Source organism: Nostoc sp. (assembly GCF_036916575.1).
In the GTDB taxonomy this organism is placed as follows: domain Bacteria; phylum Cyanobacteriota; class Cyanobacteriia; order Cyanobacteriales; family Nostocaceae; genus Nostoc.
Genome location: NZ_JBALGC010000143.1, coordinates 139,762 through 156,189 on the forward strand (window position 1 = coordinate 139,762; position 16,428 = coordinate 156,189).

Consider the following 16,428-nt stretch of genomic DNA (forward strand, 5'->3'; position numbering starts at 1 on the left):
AGTAGTCAGATTAATTATACTCAGGACTTACGGAAAAACTCTCTGGAACTCTTATTCCTACCCTGCCTTAAGCCGCTGTTGCGTCTATGTGTCCTTTGCTCCCGCAGTCCCTCATGGGGGAGACCCCCATCGCCTTTGGCGTCTCCCTTTGGGAGAAGACCGCGCTGCCTCCCCTTTGTGGTTCGTTTTTCTTAATTTTCGGGTAAGTCCTGCTCTTAACCCAAGCGTATTGACGTTTAAGCAACTTCTCACTTTTATGCAAGTGTCTAGGATTTTCAACTGTATTGCCTTCACTATCAGTATAGAAGTGAGTCAAACCAACATCAATACCAAGGGTTTTGCCAGTTGGCTCTCGCTTTTCTACCCGCTGTTGATCGATACAAATGTTATTTGACAGTTAAATAGCTTTTGCAAGGTTTTGTATTCTATAAGACAGATTCCAGATTCAATATATTCTTTAAAAAACTGGCTTTTTTGGGCTACAATCAACATAATTTCGGTCTGATCAAGCACAAAAACCCAGTTTTTAGAATTAGTGCATTTGTTTTCTAAGTTTTGCAACTAAACCCATGAAAATCTGTCTTTCTCATGCCCAATGCCCAATGCCCCATGCCCATTTTCACAACTGAGTTTTAAATTCTTAATCTTCATAAAGTTATAAATACCATTATTAAGTTTTTAATAATACTTGTCTCGGCTTGTACATTCATGTCGTCAAGTGCGATCAAAATTGTGTAATCTGAAGACAACTAAGCTAATTATTCAATTGAGGTTTGATGACTCCTACAATTATGCGTCAGCTTTGGTCAGTGGTTGAAACCGCCCAAGCCAAGCTCCTCTTGCAACTTGATGATGCTAACTTGGTGCAGTGGTTAGTGAAACAAACCGAAACGCAAGTGTTGTTAGATTCTAACGAAACTGATTTTCTGTGCCACTACATTCAATCTCGGCTAGCCCTTATACGTGATATTGCCCATGAACGTCAGTGTTCATGAACGCAAAATCACGATTAATTGATTGAGAGTCAAGTGTTATTACTATTGACTATTGTCTTTTTTGGGGGAAATAACCTTCTACTAAACAGTCAGAGCCTACTACACGCCAACGAACACGTTCTAGAGACAACGCCTCAGTCATAGTAGTAAAACCTAAATCGCCCACAGGTGTGGGAGCAATACTACCACCAATGATTTTCGGGGCGATAAATGCTAGAACTTTTTGCACTGCTCCTTGAGCGATCGCACTAGCAGCTAAGGTTCCACCACATTCCCACAACACGCTACAAAAACCCCGCTCATATAAGTACGCCATTGCCTTATCTGGTGTAAGTGATGTTAATTCCACCACCTCCACTCCCAATTTTCGCAACAGTTCTTGAAAATCGGGGTTAGCACCCTGCTGTGTCAACACCAAAGTCGGAGCATCTGCAGTTTGCCATAGATGGGCACTTTCCGGTAAATTCAGATGGCGACTCATCACCACCCGTAGGGGATTATGTGCCCCGACTTGATGGCTGGTTAAGTAAGGATTGTCCTGTCGGACTGTATTACCACCGACAATTATTGCATCACAAGCTACCCGCAGCTGATGTACTTCAGTGCGGGCCTCTTGGCTTGTCACCCAGGCGCTGTGACCAGAGGTAGTAGCAATTTTGCCATCTAAAGTCATGGCATATTTTAAAATTCCCAAAGGTCGTTTGTAGAGAATGCGATGCACAAAAGCTTCATTTAGCTGATGACAAGCTGACTCTTCTACTCCTACTAATACATCGATCCCCGCCGCACGTAAACGGGCAATACCACCGCCAGCTACCAGTGGATTGGGGTCAACCATACCTACTACCACTTTTGCCACTCCAGCTTTAATCAATCCTTCCGAACAAGGGGGAGTACGTCCGTAGTGATTGCAAGGTTCGAGGCTGACATAGATTGTTGCACCACGAGAGCGATCGCCTGCTGCCCTCAAGGCAAACACTTCTGCATGAGGCTCACCTACACGAGGATGAAACCCTTCGCCGACAATCTCGCCATCCTTGACAATCACCGCTCCGACTAGCGGATTTGGCGAAGTACGTCCTAAAGCGCGGCGAGCAAGTTCCAAACACCGCAGCATCATGCGAGAGTCAAAGTCACTTCCTACCTTTTCCTTTATAGAAGAATTTGATCCAACCGCTGACTCCACTAAAAGTATATTTTCCTGAGTGTAATTTGGTAAGGATGCATCTGCTTGAGCGACCACTGGGGAATTATCCATAATTTTAGACAATACTGTAAATATTCTGCACGCGATCGCGCAGCCTTTTCACAGGAGAATCGCACTTTGCTCCTGATAATTAAACAGAGTTAAATCCAGGTGCTATCAATAGCTGTCTTAACTTGCATCAGCCTTTAATATTCAGATTACAATTCTTCTTACAGCCTTTTTCATCTATTTGAAACTACAATTTCCTGTAGGGTAGCACAGCTAGCTGTGCTACCCTACCATTTACAGCGTCGCTACAAGTTCCTGTAAGCGATCGCTTCCATCGCGGAAGACGGGCCAACCATCCCCCACTAGCACTGCTTCTACCCGACTCAGTTGAGCCAATCTGTGAATAGAAGCAACAGCCTCCTCTCGATTCAGCAGCTTGTCATCTGGCAATATAGTTAAGCTACCTGCTTTGCGTGCCCTGACTAAATCTCCTGTAATCAAAGTCGTCTCTTCCAATAACAGAGCCAATTCACCGGGAGTTTTCGAGCCTTGGAGTTCAATCACCTTAAGTCCTGGCACAAATTCTTCACCATCAGACAGCCAGCGATCGCAAGGTATAGGGAAAGTGTCTTTTTCTGCCAGAGGGCCAGCTATCTTAGCATAGGTTTGATCGGCAATTTCTTTACTTGCCCTGATATGCTCGGAATTCGTCAGCACAATCCAAACTACACCACCGAGGGATTTTAGATGATTCCAATCATGGTTTGATAGGGCTACTGGGTCAATCAAGATGTTGCCATCTGGGCGAATCCAGGCAATCCCATTGAAATCAATATTTCTTGCCGGATTGAAATTAGACCAGCTATAGAGATCGGGACGGTGCAAAGATTTCATGATGATTCTGGATCACTACTTCAATAATTGACTATTAATATCAATAATTAAGTATATAGATTATAAGGCTGCATTCTCTCTGGATCTGGAATTTGAGTATACTACGATAAATCTATCGATACTATGAATTTTATTTGGTTTATAGAAATTCCCGTATAACCGCAATAGAGATCAATGGAGGTATAGGGGTGAGTCAGATGCAGCGCCAAAAAATATCAGCGAAGGCAGACCAGTTTACAGAGTCGGTGATTCGAGAAATGACAAGGGTAGCACTGCAATATAGTGCAGTGAATCTGGCGCAGGGGTTCCCTGATTTTCCCTGTCCCTTGGAGTTGAAACAGGCAGCTTACGAAGCAATAGAGGCAGATGTCAACCAGTATGCCATTACTTGGGGCGATCGCCCATTTCGTCATGCGATCGCCAACAAAGTTCGTTGGTATCTCGGCTTGGATATCGATCCCGAAACCCAAATCACCGTTACCTGCGGTTCCACAGAAGCAATGGCAGCTGTAATGCTAGCGACAGTCGATCCCGGTGACGAAGTGATTGTATTTGAGCCGTATTACGAAAACTACGGCCCTGATGCGATTTTAGCTGGTGCTAAACCCCGCTACGTGACACTGCATCCTCCCCATTGGACATTTGATGAAGCACAGTTGCGTCAAGCTTTCAATGCCAATACCAAAGCTATTATTATCAACACACCCCATAATCCCACAGGTAAAGTCTTCACCCATGAAGAACTCAGCCTAATTGCTGAACTTTGTCAAAAGTGGGATGTGTTAGCGTTCACTGATGAAATCTATGAACATATTCTCTATGACGGCACTCAACATATTGCCTTAGCGACACTTCCGGGTATGGAAGAACGAACTGTTACTATTAACGGTTTATCCAAAACTTATAGCGTCACTGGATGGCGAGTCGGCTACATTTTGGCAAACCCCGAATTGACAGGAGCGATTCGCAAAGTTCATGATTTCCTCACCGTTGGTGCTCCTGCACCATTACAACGAGCCGGAGTTGCCGCCATGCAACTACCACCATCGTATTATGAAGAACTAGCCAAACTTTATCACCAGAAGCGAGACAGCATTTTACAAATTCTAGATCAAGTTGGCATTCCCTATTTCCTTCCCAAAGGAGCCTATTACGTGCTCGCAGATATTACCAAATTCGGCTACAAAACAGATGTTGAATTCACTTACCATCTAATTAAAGAGATTGGTGTTGCCGTAGTTCCCGGTTCCAGCTTTTTCAGCCAACCAGAAAAAGGACATTCATTGATCAGATTTTGCTTCAGCAAAAGACCTGAGACATTACAAACAGCGAGCGATCGCTTACTCAAACTACAGCCAACGTTAAAAGTAAGATTTTAATATCTATTTTTCTCTTCTCCTCTCTTCTCTTCGCGCCCTTTGCGTCCAACTCTTGGAGACGCTCTTGCTAGCTTGCTTCTTTGTAGGAGTATGCGGTTCGTTTCAGCATCCAAATTAATTCAATACGAATGGCACTATTATTGAAGCTACACCAGAAGCAGAAAGATTCAAACGCAAAATAAAGGATAATTTAGTCCGTCTTTCGGTAGGAATTGAACATCAGCAAGATTTGCAAGCTGATTTAGAAAATGCTCTAGCTTGAAAATTGGTCATTGGCGTAGGAAAAACCGATTTTCATTCGGCGTTGTAAACTTGATCTATCGTAATTAACTATAGGGTTTGAGATCCCTACTTTCATAGATAGCTTTGTTTCGCCAGGGATTTAAATTCCACCAGAAACATAATTACAAATTACGTTAGCGAGTATTCGTACCCCTACTCAAAAGCCAGCTAGCAAGAGCGTCTCGTAGAGAGGGTGATTACGAATTACGAATTTTGAAGCATGTCTATCTTCAAGTTAATAAAAGTTAATAAGTTTTGAGTTAATATAAGTTCATAAATACTTTCTTTTGACGTTTGTTAAAAAACATGACATTATTTTTGATTCAGATTTAACTCTAACTTTTAATTTCTGACGGAAAGTTAACTTGCTTAATAAAACCCCACTCAAAAACTAGGGTTTTTAAGCCTTAGTGCGTAGTAATTTCCATAAAAACAACACTAAACTAGTGTAGAATTAATTAAGATTTCCGGTAATTATATCGGGATAGTAGGCTTATAAATTCTGGATTAAAAACCCCATTGACTCTTTAAAAGGATAGGACTAATGTTATGAGTAGTCCTTCCAAGGACAGTATTTATGCATCAAAAAATCAGGAGGTATTTCCGATGATGATGATGATGACTGAAACCATGACTCCCGAAATGCAAGCTTGCATGGATGCTTGCATGGAATGTCACAAAATGTGCATGGAAACAATGACTTACTGCATGAGCAAAGGTGGTAAGGACATGGACAAGAGCATGATGAGCATGATGAGCATGATGCGCGATTGCTCTGAAATGTGTATGATGTGCATGAATATGATGATGAGCGGTTCTGAGTTCATGGAACGCACTTGTATGCTGTGTGCTGAAATGTGCGATCGCACTGCAATGGCTTGTGAGATGATGAGCGATGACGCGAAAATGATGGAATGTGCTGCCGCTTGCCGTAAGTGTGCAGAGTCTTGCAGAAGTATGCACATGATGCCTGCATAATTCTCCTACCTCGCAGAAGTTTATCTGCAACCTAATATTCAAGCGCTCAGTCCTTCGGGTCTGGGCGCTTGAAGTAAAGACTTCTAAAATTATTAGTTGATGCAAGTCTAAACCAATACTCTAAAAAGCATTAATATTACTTAAATTAGTTTCCGGATTAGAAGCGATGTCTACGGCAACCTGAACGGGAACGCATTAAAAATAGTTTTATCCAGTAGAATCATTGTTAGCTTGGGATCTGTTGAAGTAACTATGGTATCTAGGGGAAACCTCTGGAAGAAAGTGACACTCCCCTGGCAGATTGCAGATTCATCTAAGAGATATTCAATTTTCAATCCCACACCCGACGCAAACTCAACACAAAACCCGCTAACACCGCTTCACCGGACAACTCAGTCGGATTCTCCAACACTTCCACTGCCAATCCGGGTCGATAAATTTCCACCCGTCGCTGCTGCGGATCGATTAACCAGCCCAGCAGAGCGCCATTGTCAATGTACTCCTTCATCTTAGCTTGCAAAGACCCAAGCCGATCTGAGCTAGAGCGTAACTCTACAACAAAATCCGGACAGATATTAGGAAACGTTCCTTTTTGTTCTGGAGTAAGTGTCTGCCAACGTTCTCGGCTCACCCAAGAGGCATCGGGTGAGCGAGTCGCACCATTGGGTAAAATGAAGCCAGTCGAGGAGTCAAAGGCTTTACCCGGTTCGCCTGAATTACGCCACCATAAATATAACTCTCCTGAAATACTCCAATTGCGTTCTCCAGTTTCCCAACCCGTTGGTGGGTTCACAATTAACTCTCCATCTGCGGTTCTTTCCAGTCTCAAGTCTCGGTTGGCTGCTGCTAAAGCGGCAAACTGTTTCTGGGTGACGTACAACCCGATTGTCTTAGGCAACTCAATCAACAAGGTTTCGGTTTCTGGACTGGCGGGTGTCTGTACCATCTTGAGCTCTTAGACAATAGGGATTTAAGTGAAAGATGCCTACCCTATTAACTAACACATTCTACACGCTTGTCTTTGCGATCGCCTCCGGCACTGGTAACCTGTTCAGGAGGTACAAAGAGGACGCATTTCTATCTTTCCTCTAAAATCCAAGGACTGAAGTAATCAAATTAACGTGAGTTATCGTCTTGTTCCCATTTTTCTCGCCAAGCTTGTCCTGTTTTTCCAGCTAACTTTGCTGAAGCGTGGATCATCAAACAGATGGTCTGACCTGTCGGTTTCTATTTTTTCGTCTGTTCAAAGCCTTGGATAATCGTGAACTGAGGGGGAAGAGTAAGGCAATCGGCTTGTCGGCTTGTGGGTAGATGGGTGATACTGTTTGAATTGAGCAATGCTAGTTTTGTGAATAAATTTTTAATATTAAATTCTCTATTTCTGCTTTCTCAGACATCTAATCCTGAACCGAAATTTCTCAATTTAAAAAATCAATTAGAAAAGTTCGGTTTTCAAGTAATAATTGAGCTACCACCAAAGCGAGGAGCATACGGTTTACTAAGAGAGGTTGACAAAAAAATTTGGATTAATCCAGTAGTGTTTGAGTTACACATTGGGACTCAGACCATAATTCATGAAGCTGTTCATGCTGCACAGGTATGTGCAGGAAAAGGAAAAATAAAAGTTTTGGGTCTAAATATTCAGCCTAGCAATTATGCTCGACCTTTTTTTATGCGTTATACTGATGTTACCAGACAAGATTTAGAAAGAGAAGCCTATGCAATACAAACTCAACCTAATAGTTATGAATTAGCTGTATCTCTTCTCCAAAAATATTGTCGATAAATTGTAATATTGTTTCAATAATCTCTGAAAAACTGTTTAGAGACTTGGGAGCAAGACTATGCTAACCATGTAATTAAAACTCTAATTTTGCTTTAAAAGGTATTTCACGACTAAGAACGGTTTATTTCGTAAAAGTAGCAAAATAATCTAAAATTTTGCACATGGCAGTATTTATATTACTAAAATCATCATCTCGTGCAAGCATTTCTTCAGGTTTCTGAATATATTTACCTACAACTAATTCCGAAGCGCAATTTTCAATAATTTGCCTAACGCTGTCTTTAGTTGATTCTAGATGAAATTGTAAACCTAATACTCTATCTTCATAAATGAAAGCTTGGTTTGCACATACTTCACTATAGGCTAGTCGTACAGCACCCGAAGGTAAGTCAAAAGTATCACCATGCCAATGAAACACAGGGAAAGACGCAGGAAATGAAGCAAAAACAGGAGATTTTTGTGCTTCTGTTGTGACTTCAATCGGATACCAACCTATTTCTTTCTCCTGACCTTTGTAAACTTTAGAACCTAAAACATCAGCGAGTAGCTGCGAACCAAGACAAATACCAATAACTATTTTATTTTTTTTGATTGCTTCTTTAATAAAATGTTTTTCCAAAGTTAACCAAGGATACTTATCATCCTCGTAAATATTCATCGGCCCACCCATTACTATTACACAATCTAGGTCATCAACAGATGGTAAAGTGTCACCGTTATAAAACTTAGTTGCAGAGAGAATATGATCTTTCGTTGTCAACCACTGTTCAATACTAGCAAGTCCTTCAAATGGTACGTGTTGTAAGTAATGAATTCTCATCCCTGACTGCTCCGAACTTAGTTGCAGTGTGATTTTTTACATTAAATCATATAATAGACTTTATGTAACGCCGGATTTTGATCCAATCTGGATTAGCGTTGCCGCCACTTTTTTCGCCTGAGAAGCGGTTGACCAACTTCCTTCCATCATTGCAACCATGATCGCACCTTGCACGAGCAGAAGCAGTTGTCGGGCTAAATGTTCCGGTGATGAAACTTCTGCGGATTGAGCAAGGCTCTTGATATAGCGGTAAATCGATTGTTGATGCTCTAATGCTACTCGATGTCTAGGATGGTCAGCATTCGCGAAATACGGTAACGTCGAGGCAAAAGTCGCTACTCTTAAGACAGAAGCCATTACAGGCTGCACAAAACACGGAAACGTCGAGACGGAAGTTATTACAGGCTGCGCGAAACACGGAAACGTCAAGGCAGAAGTCGCTACTCTTAAGACAGAAGTTATTACAGGCTGCGCGAAACACGGAAACGTCAAGGCAGAAGTCGCTACTCTTAAGACAGAAGCTGTTACAGGCTGCGCGAAACACGGAAATGTTAAGGCAAAAGTCGCTACAGGCTGCGTGAAACGCATTTACCATAGTCAAGCCTTAGAAAAACAGGAGAAAAAAATGTCTGCTGGAAAAACTTTTGACAATTGTGACCATAGTAAAGACCCAGTAGTTGGCTGTGCCCTTGAAGGTATTGCAACTACAGTTGCTGGGATTAAAGATGTCAGTATTGTGATTTAGTCTCCACAGGGTTGCGCGTCCACTGTCGCAGCTGGGTATGATGCAATACGCTTGGGTTAAGGCTAAAACTCTTTCTTCAAATCAATTTTTTTAACGAACCGCCAAGGACGCAAAGGACGCAAAGAGAAGGAAGAAATTCTTAACCCAAGCGTATTGGGGTATAATGCTCATGAGGTCGTAGATACACTTCGCAAACGAGCATTGATGATTATTCCCCAATATCGTAACTGTAGAATTGCCGTATCTGCGGATGGGAGGCTTGGCATTGGACTAATCAGAATGCTCTTTGAAGAATTAGAGATGATTCCGGAAGTCTTATTATTTCGTTCAGCGATGCCTGATTCTCGTTCAATTTTGGAGCAAGAATTACACAGCCTCAGTCTTGCTCCCCGCGTAGTATTTTCGGCAGATGGCTATCAGGTAAAATAGACCTTAAAAGAGTTTGATGTTGATGCTGTGATTGGCTCGGCATGGGAAAAATACATGGCAGAGGAATTGGGAATCAAAATTGCTTTTGATGTATTTAGCCCCACTAACAGAGAAACTTATGTTGACAAGCCATATTTTAGCTATGAAGGCATGATCAATATGATGGAAGTAATTGCTAACGATTGGGATAGAGCTTTTCGTTTTAAAGAGATTTATTGGACATAGAGAAGCAAATATACGTGTTGATTAGAAATCGCGGTTCATCTTGCAAACATACTTTTTTGGAGAAACCGAAGGGTAGTCCGCGTAGACGGACTCAAGGAATTTGAAACCCGCGTAGGCGGGTTTTATCTGTATAAAGAATCAAAAGTTTTTACTTAAAGTTTTGATAAATTCAGCGTTTAGTTACGTAGTTGAATTGATTTTATCCAACCAAGTTGGTATGATATTTTTAATCGAAAACATAGAATAGTTAGAAAATCGAGCAATCTAGTTAATTTTGAAGCAAGCTGTTAGTAAATCTAAAGAGAAAACAAACTATGAATAAACTAACTATCTTTCCTTTTTTTCCTCAAACAATGGCCAAGATTGGTACAACCTTGATAGCAGGACTTGCATTTAGTCTCTTGCTTTCTAATCCGATCTATGCTGCCACCTTTGGCACTAATCTGATAGTAAATGGTGATGCAGAACAAGGGCAAGGAGACCCAATTGATAACGCTGTTGGGGCTGATATACCTACTATCCCTGGCTGGACTACGACAGGTAGTTTCAGTGTCTTAAAGTATGGGGCAACAGGTTTTAGCTTTACCAACCCCTCAGGCAATGTAGTGAACGTTACTGTTCCTGGTACTGATGTTCCTGGGCCAAGCGATCGCGGCGCAAATTTATTCTTTGGCGGTGCTGATCGAGCCTCTTCCAGTGCTTCGCAATTAATTGATATATCTGATCTGGCCTCAACTATTGATGCAGGTCAAGGTAGGTTTAACTTGAACGGCTGGTTGGGGGGATATAGCACTGATGAAGATAGCGCAGCACTGAAGATTACTTTCCTTGATCAAGCTAACCACTCTCTAGGCATAGCTAGTATTACTTCGCCAACTCCCGCGCAAAGAAACAACATCACAGGCTTATTTTTGCAGTCAACTGATGGCTCTGTACCTGTGGGTACACGTCAAATTAATGTACTGCTGAACGCCACTTATGCAAGAGGACGAGTAAACGACGCTTATGCAGATAATCTTTCGTTGGTAATTACTAAAGTTCCAGAACCATCAATCTCTGGTTTCTTGTTAATCGGCTTATCTTGTCTCCCAGCATGGAAATTGCGTAGATATCGTCAAGTATTGCACTAAATGCATCAGATTTTAGAGGTTTAAATCCTTAACTTGCAACAGTTGGATAAGTTCAACTGTTGCAGTCTCAACCTTACTAAAGAATTTTCTCAACACGCCAATTCATACACAGGATAAATTAATGTTGAAAGCAGCAGCATTTGTCAAAAAACTGCTATTTAGCTAAACTTCCTGTAACTCTTGGGATATTTCAATTCCTGACATTAGTTCTTTTTTCTTAAAAATTACATAAACTGGCAAAACAAACGTTTCTCTAGATATATTGCCAAAAGGCAACCAGCAACGTCAAACATCTACAATTAGCCTTGCTTTTCTCAAAAATAATTGGAGTACAGTTTCTTGTTTAGAAATAATATCGGCTCTGCCTTCCATTCCCATTTGAATCGAACATTGTTTGTTTCCTCGACCTAAAGACAGACTTTGAGGTTCAATTGTCACCTCATAGAAGGCAGCACCTTTGGTAGTAGTTGCAATTGTAGTAGCACCTGTAGCAGCACCATTATTCGCTGCTGGAAAAAAGGCATCTGGAGAAATTGATTTAACTTTACCTTTGAGAGTACCGTAATCTGGATAAGGACAAGCAGAAACTCGCATTTGGACGTTTTGTTCTGGCTTCAACTTGCTTTTATCCTCAGTTCCTACCATTGCCTTAATCACCAAGGGGGCAGAAGTAGGTACAATTTGGGCGATTTCATCTCCAGGGCGCAATGTTTGGCCGGGGTTACGTAGGTTAAGCTTGGAAATAACACCGTCTGCTGTTGCAGAAATGATCGTTTCCTTGAGCTCGATATTCACTTGTTTAAGTTGGCGGCTATCATGCTCGAACTGTTTTTGCATTTCAATCCGTTGCTGAATAAGCGCGTTGCGTTCTTTGCTTGATGTGGCGATGTTAGCTTGCGCCGTAGCTTTTTCTTGAGCAATGCGTTCTTGTGCCTCATATTTGCAGAGGCTTCTTGGACATCACTAACAGTGGTAATTTGCTTGTCTTGATAGTCCCGCTTGCGACTGCTCAATTCAGCTTGAGCTGCTGCAACCACACGATTACTGCGGTCAGTTTCAGCTACAAGTTGGTTATCTAGGGCATGAATCTAAGCGTTGATTTGAACCAGTTGTAATTTTATTTGCCCAATACCACTTTCTAGCTGGCTCTTTTGGGTTTGCAGCCGGGAGTCGTCAATAATAGCGATCGCATCTCCTGTTTTGACAACTTGATTCTCTTTCACAAAAATCCGCATAACTGGGCCTTCCGTAGCAGCCTGAACCAGCCGCAACTCACCAGCAGGACGCAGACTTGCCTGTGCTTGAACAGTGACTTTGTATTTAGTTACAGAGGCGACGGCAACTGCTATTGTCACAGTAACCAATGTGATCACACCGCCTATAGTAGTCCAACTACCAAGTGGTGGAAGAAAATCGTTTTCTTCAGCTTGGGGCAGCAAGACAGAATTAGACTGACTAACCATAATAAAGAATCAGGATAAAGGAGGGATGATTTTTGAGGGCAAGGGATGGTCGAGGAGCAATCCAAAATCTCAAAGAAAATTAACTGATGGTGGCATATTTGCCATTAGCATGACCGGAAGATTTCACCAGTAAACTAGGAGTTGATGAGCGAACATCTTCTAAAAAGCCCAAGTGGTCGCCAGGAATTTGGCGCAATTCTTCTGGAGAACCTTGGATTTGCAAACGTCCTTTCTCTAGTAATACAATCCAATCGGCTCGCTCAATGACTTTCGGGCGGTGACTAATTAAAATTGTGGTTTTGCCTTGGCGATAGGTAAGCAGTCGATCTAGTACTTCAGCTTCACTAGCCGGATCGAGAGCGCCTGTGGATTCATCTAAAATCAGTATCGGCGGGTTAGTAATTATCGCTCTGGCGATCGCTAATCTTTGGCGTTGTCCACCAGAAAGATTAGCTCCAAATTCTCCTAAGACGGTATGATACTTGTCAGGTAATTCGCTAATAAATTCATCAGCTCCTGCTATCTGGCAAGCTGTGACAATTTCTTCAAAAGTCACGTCAGGATAGCTGAAGTTGAAGTTATCAAAAATTGAGCGACTCCAGAAGTGCGGGTCTTGCGGTACTAAAACTACCTGCTGTCGCAGACATTCTAAAGATAAGTCTTGTCTATTATAGATGCCATAACGGATATTGCCTGACTGGAGGGAATATAAACCAGCAATCAGTTTGGCTAGGGTACTTTTACCACAACCAGATTTACCAATTAAAGCAATAGCTTTACCACCAGGGATAGTCAACGAAAAATCTTGCAACAGATCAACTCTACCAGCATGGTGGAAGTTAACTTTAGTGCAGATAATATTTGCATCAGTGGGAATTTTTGCCCAAGGTTTTTTTTCTGCGTTCAAATCTTCTGGGGTAGCGTCAATCACTTCTGCCATCCGTTGGATGACAATTTGGGCAGTAATAAACTCATCAGCTAACCCGATTACTGAACTTAGAAAACCGAGAAAGTTACCACTCATGCCGTTAAAGGCTAGCAGCTGACCGATGGATAATGTTTGATTAATTACCAAATAGCTGCCTAACCAGAGTAAACCTATATTAGTTAAAGTTGAAAGAATATTAGTGAATGTGCTGCTGTAGAGTTCCAACTTCATCGTACTCCAGCCCAAGTTAGCGAGGCGACCATAATTGGTTTGATACTCTTGCCAAGCTTGGGGAGTTGCTTGGGTCGTTTTGAGTACTTGGACGCCGCGAAAGGTTTCCACCAAAAAGCCTTGGTTTTCAGTGCCTAAAACCAGAAGTTTACGGGTTTTCTGGCGCAAGGCGGGTAGGAAAAGCAGGTTAACTAAGGTGACAATCACAAAGGCCAATACGGAAGCCAGAGTCAGTTGCCAACTCAAAAAGAGCATAAAGCCCAAGGAAACTAGAGCAATAAAAAATTCGCTAGGTAAACCAAGAACAATCTGTGAAACTAAATTATTGATAGCATGAATATCGGCAATTCGGCTGACGACTTCCCCGCTACGATGTCCTTCAAAGTAAGATAAGGGCAAGTGTAAAAGTTTTCGACCGTAGTCTAGCAGCAGTCCTAATTGCAACCGCTGACCAAAGTGACCGATGAGGTGAGACTGTACCAAACCAATTGCACTTTTAAACAAGTTCATGGCAATTACCCCAATTACCACGGTAGTTAGTAATTGAGTATCTCCCCGCACTAACACATCATCAGTGAGGAGTTGCATCATCAAAGGATAGGCGAGAGACAAAAGTCCGATTACAATATTAATTGCGATCGCCTGGCCCAGAAGGAAGCGATAGGGCCAAACACGCACCAGATAGCGCCCAAAACCACTCATTTTGTCATCTGGCTGCTCGGAAAAACGGGTGTCGTCTGGCAGCAATAGCAGCATAATCCCATTGCTCCAACCCTCGGCTAATTCCTGACGGCTGAGGTAACGGATACCAACACCAGGATCACAAATTACATATTTTTTTCCCTTTTGACCGTATAAAACTACCCAGTGGTAGCCTTTCCAATGTATAATGGCGGGCATTGGAGCTTTATTTAAGCTGTCGATCAGTTGAGGAGAAGCTTTGACTTGGCGGACATTAAATCCCAAAGCTTCTGCGCCCCGATTTAAACCAAGTAGGGTAGTACCTAGCGACCCTGTGCCTACCGCTTCTCGTACTCGGCTCAGAGTCAAAGTGCGTCCGTAATGTTTGGCAATAGTTGCAAGGCAGGCAGCGCCGCAATCTTCTTCACTATGTTGGAGAACAACCTGGTATTTCATAAAAAATTTGGGAATTACTTGGTTACGCCGTTTGCGACTTGATTCTCATGCTGTTCGCGTACTTCGACGCTCAAATCTTGCTATGGGTATTACCATTTACATTTATTTGTGCCATCTTCATTGAAATAAAAAAGTAGGAGCGAAAACGACCTCGCCCCTACAAACAGCTAGAAAAGGATGTTACTCAGCTAAAAGCTTATGTGAGAGCATTCTTTTCTGTTTTAGGTTTTTCAGGATTCTAGTCTGCGGTATGAAATAGAACCGAGCTACTATGCAGGTCTGACAGACTCGATGTCGTTGTTAGCACCGGCTAAATAACCCTTAAAGTTACCTTTGCTGTATGGTTTTAGATAGTATGCTTTACCTGTGTAATACTTACCAGTGTAGGCATACCAACCTTTGTTACCCGTATTCTCATACCAAGATGCTGTATCGTCATACTTGCCTAAATCCTTGTATCCGTGTGAGAGACCTATTTCATATCCAGTATTATTGTATCCACCAGAAAGGTATAATTTACCACCACTAACAGTAGCAGCATCTTCATGATCAAGGTCTTGCACCAATTCGATGCTGTAGAGGTCTTGGTTGTTGATGTTAGACATTGTTTTTCTCCTTAGTTAATTGAAGCAGGTTAGTAAGTTGAGTCTGTGCGGCGCTGGCGTTTTAGGTGTTTGCCCTCTCTGCACTTTTTTACAATAGGTAAATTTGATTAGATGCACATCGTCAAATTTGGAAATTGACTTTCCAATTTTGGAAAGTTAATTTCCGAAGATAACTAAAACTTTTTAGGAACCCGAATTCATTCGGGGGAGTATGTCAATTCTCACTTTTCTAAAGTTCTTACACTCAGCACTTGCGGCGGTGTCGAATCTGGCGGATAAATCACATCTACCTGTACTATCCGCTTAGTCGAAGGTGGAAGTACAACCTGCACCAATGGTTCTAACACCTGACCAGTTCTGTGCCATAGATGTACGTAGCGCGTCTTTTGTTGACCTTGGTCATCGAAGTAGCGTAGCCGCACTGTACCACGGAAGAAAGGAAAATCTAGGGATGGTTTGCGGAAACGTACACCACCTTGGGATAATTTATCTTCCTTCAAAGGTGTTTCCAAAGTAACGGTCACGGTCTGATTTTGGCTGGTATTGTTGCTTAAAGGTAAGGTGAGTTTATATTCCACCCCATAATTACCATGTGCTTCGTATGCCGTATCTGGATAACGTACCAGCATCTTGGCTGTTTGGATTTGTTGAGTGCCCAATCGACCATTTCGCAATGTGTCTAAAGTATATGAGATAGCTTTACCACGCTGGGGAATAGTCAGATTTGTGGTTTGGGGATTATCCACCAACTTGCCTGGTAAAGCTAGAACTTCTCCTGGTTGTACGATTTCTTGGGGTGCTGGCTGAGGTGAAGTTTGAGCGATCGCTGAACTATCTTTATAAGTTGTGCATCCAAAGGTTTGAGTTATGGCAATTCCTAATAGAGGGATGAATATAGGTGATAGGAATTTAATTAGCATAAATTTGCTTGTTAATCAAGCTGTGGTGTCAAATATAACAAGTTATTACTATAAGTTCCTGGAAGCGGATTTCTGAAAATGCGATGCCTACGGCGGGCGCAGCCATCGCTGTTCTCTCTTTTAAGTACTTCTAAAGGAAAGCTAGCATAACTGCGGATGTTAAAATCCAAAGTGGGTTTTATCAAATAGTGTTTGTTGGACTCCCAATAGCTCTAATGAAGTACGAGATACCAATTTGGCAGCGATTGTGACTGAAATTATCCGACAAACATTGATAGAACAATTA

The 16,428-nt window shown here is 42.1% G+C and carries 16 protein-coding genes and 3 pseudogenes; 8 read left to right on the forward strand and 11 right to left on the reverse strand.

The genetic code is table 11. The features are described 5' to 3' along the window. Positions 1 to 172 precede the first annotated feature (172 nt). Positions 173 to 382, reverse strand: a pseudogene (locus tag V7L29_RS32400) (transposase); the annotation flags it as partial. 394 nt (positions 383 to 776) lie between these two features. Here V7L29_RS32400 and V7L29_RS32405 point away from each other — a divergent pair. Beyond that, entirely contained in the window at positions 777 to 995 is a 219-nt protein-coding gene (locus tag V7L29_RS32405; RefSeq protein ID WP_334689359.1) for a hypothetical protein, read from the forward strand. Positions 996 to 1,044: 49 nt separating this feature from the next. On the opposite strand, the gene ribD is transcribed toward V7L29_RS32405, so the two are convergent. After that, positions 1,045 to 2,253, reverse strand: a complete 1,209-nt coding sequence (gene ribD, locus V7L29_RS32410; RefSeq protein WP_334689358.1) for a bifunctional diaminohydroxyphosphoribosylaminopyrimidine deaminase/5-amino-6-(5-phosphoribosylamino)uracil reductase RibD — start codon at positions 2,251 to 2,253, stop codon at positions 1,045 to 1,047. 231 nt (positions 2,254 to 2,484) lie between these two features. Further along, entirely contained in the window at positions 2,485 to 3,084 is a 600-nt protein-coding gene (locus V7L29_RS32415; RefSeq protein WP_334689357.1) for an MBL fold metallo-hydrolase, read from the reverse strand. Positions 3,085 to 3,281: 197 nt separating this feature from the next. Between V7L29_RS32415 and V7L29_RS32420 the strand changes: the two genes are divergently transcribed. The 3 genes from V7L29_RS32420 to V7L29_RS32430 all read left to right on the forward strand — a co-directional run bounded on the left by V7L29_RS32420 (position 3,282) and on the right by V7L29_RS32430 (position 5,723). After that, entirely contained in the window at positions 3,282 to 4,463 is a 1,182-nt protein-coding gene (locus V7L29_RS32420; protein WP_334738087.1) for a pyridoxal phosphate-dependent aminotransferase, read from the forward strand. A gap of 139 nt (positions 4,464 to 4,602) precedes the next feature. Then, positions 4,603 to 4,725, forward strand: a complete 123-nt coding sequence (locus V7L29_RS32425) for a PLP-dependent transferase (RefSeq protein ID WP_334738088.1) — start codon at positions 4,603 to 4,605, stop codon at positions 4,723 to 4,725. 626 nt (positions 4,726 to 5,351) lie between these two features. Next, complete coding sequence (locus V7L29_RS32430; RefSeq protein ID WP_334689361.1) at positions 5,352 to 5,723, forward strand: four-helix bundle copper-binding protein; 372 nt, start codon at positions 5,352 to 5,354, stop codon at positions 5,721 to 5,723. A gap of 331 nt (positions 5,724 to 6,054) precedes the next feature. Here V7L29_RS32430 and V7L29_RS32435 read toward each other — a convergent pair whose 3' ends face one another. Further along, on the reverse strand, positions 6,055 to 6,669 hold the full coding sequence (locus V7L29_RS32435; RefSeq protein WP_334689355.1) for a Uma2 family endonuclease: 615 nt from the start codon (positions 6,667 to 6,669) through the stop codon (positions 6,055 to 6,057). Between the two features lie 402 nt (positions 6,670 to 7,071). On the opposite strand from V7L29_RS32435, the gene V7L29_RS32440 reads away from it, so the two are divergent. Then, a complete protein-coding gene (locus V7L29_RS32440; protein ID WP_334689354.1) occupies positions 7,072 to 7,509 on the forward strand; it encodes a hypothetical protein in 438 nt (145 codons plus the stop codon). 121 nt (positions 7,510 to 7,630) lie between these two features. On the opposite strand, the gene V7L29_RS32445 is transcribed toward V7L29_RS32440, so the two are convergent. Both V7L29_RS32445 and V7L29_RS32450 read right to left on the reverse strand, forming a co-directional pair. Continuing rightward, complete coding sequence (locus V7L29_RS32445; protein ID WP_334738063.1) at positions 7,631 to 8,329, reverse strand: type 1 glutamine amidotransferase; 699 nt, start codon at positions 8,327 to 8,329, stop codon at positions 7,631 to 7,633. A gap of 60 nt (positions 8,330 to 8,389) precedes the next feature. Then, positions 8,390 to 8,917: a hypothetical protein gene (locus tag V7L29_RS32450; RefSeq protein ID WP_334738064.1), complete on the reverse strand. Its 528-nt coding sequence runs from the start codon at positions 8,915 to 8,917 to the stop codon at positions 8,390 to 8,392. Positions 8,918 to 9,227: 310 nt separating this feature from the next. On the opposite strand from V7L29_RS32450, the gene V7L29_RS32455 reads away from it, so the two are divergent. From V7L29_RS32455 to V7L29_RS32465, 3 genes and pseudogenes are all read left to right on the forward strand, one after another. Further along, the gene (locus tag V7L29_RS32455; protein WP_334738065.1) at positions 9,228 to 9,503 is read left to right on the forward strand and encodes a hypothetical protein; all 276 of its coding nucleotides are present in this window, start codon (positions 9,228 to 9,230) and stop codon (positions 9,501 to 9,503) included. Between the two features lie 15 nt (positions 9,504 to 9,518). Beyond that, positions 9,519 to 9,728 (forward strand): annotated as a pseudogene (locus V7L29_RS32460) (nitrogenase component 1); the annotation flags it as partial. Between the two features lie 314 nt (positions 9,729 to 10,042). Then, the gene (locus V7L29_RS32465) at positions 10,043 to 10,858 is read left to right on the forward strand and encodes a PEP-CTERM sorting domain-containing protein (protein ID WP_334738066.1); all 816 of its coding nucleotides are present in this window, start codon (positions 10,043 to 10,045) and stop codon (positions 10,856 to 10,858) included. 285 nt (positions 10,859 to 11,143) lie between these two features. On the opposite strand, the gene V7L29_RS32470 is transcribed toward V7L29_RS32465, so the two are convergent. The 5 genes and pseudogenes from V7L29_RS32470 to V7L29_RS32490 all read right to left on the reverse strand — a co-directional run. Then, positions 11,144 to 11,695, reverse strand: a complete 552-nt coding sequence (locus V7L29_RS32470; protein ID WP_334738067.1) for an HlyD family efflux transporter periplasmic adaptor subunit — start codon at positions 11,693 to 11,695, stop codon at positions 11,144 to 11,146. Between the two features lie 251 nt (positions 11,696 to 11,946). Further along, positions 11,947 to 12,321: a biotin/lipoyl-binding protein gene (locus V7L29_RS32475; protein ID WP_334738068.1), complete on the reverse strand. Its 375-nt coding sequence runs from the start codon at positions 12,319 to 12,321 to the stop codon at positions 11,947 to 11,949. 79 nt (positions 12,322 to 12,400) lie between these two features. Then, positions 12,401 to 14,617, reverse strand: a complete 2,217-nt coding sequence (locus V7L29_RS32480) for a peptidase domain-containing ABC transporter (protein ID WP_334689345.1) — start codon at positions 14,615 to 14,617, stop codon at positions 12,401 to 12,403. A gap of 269 nt (positions 14,618 to 14,886) precedes the next feature. Next, entirely contained in the window at positions 14,887 to 15,222 is a 336-nt protein-coding gene (locus V7L29_RS32485; protein WP_334689344.1) for a hypothetical protein, read from the reverse strand. A gap of 221 nt (positions 15,223 to 15,443) precedes the next feature. Further along, positions 15,444 to 15,974, reverse strand: a pseudogene (locus V7L29_RS32490) (DUF3370 family protein); the annotation flags it as partial. Positions 15,975 to 16,428: the final 454 nt, after the last annotated feature.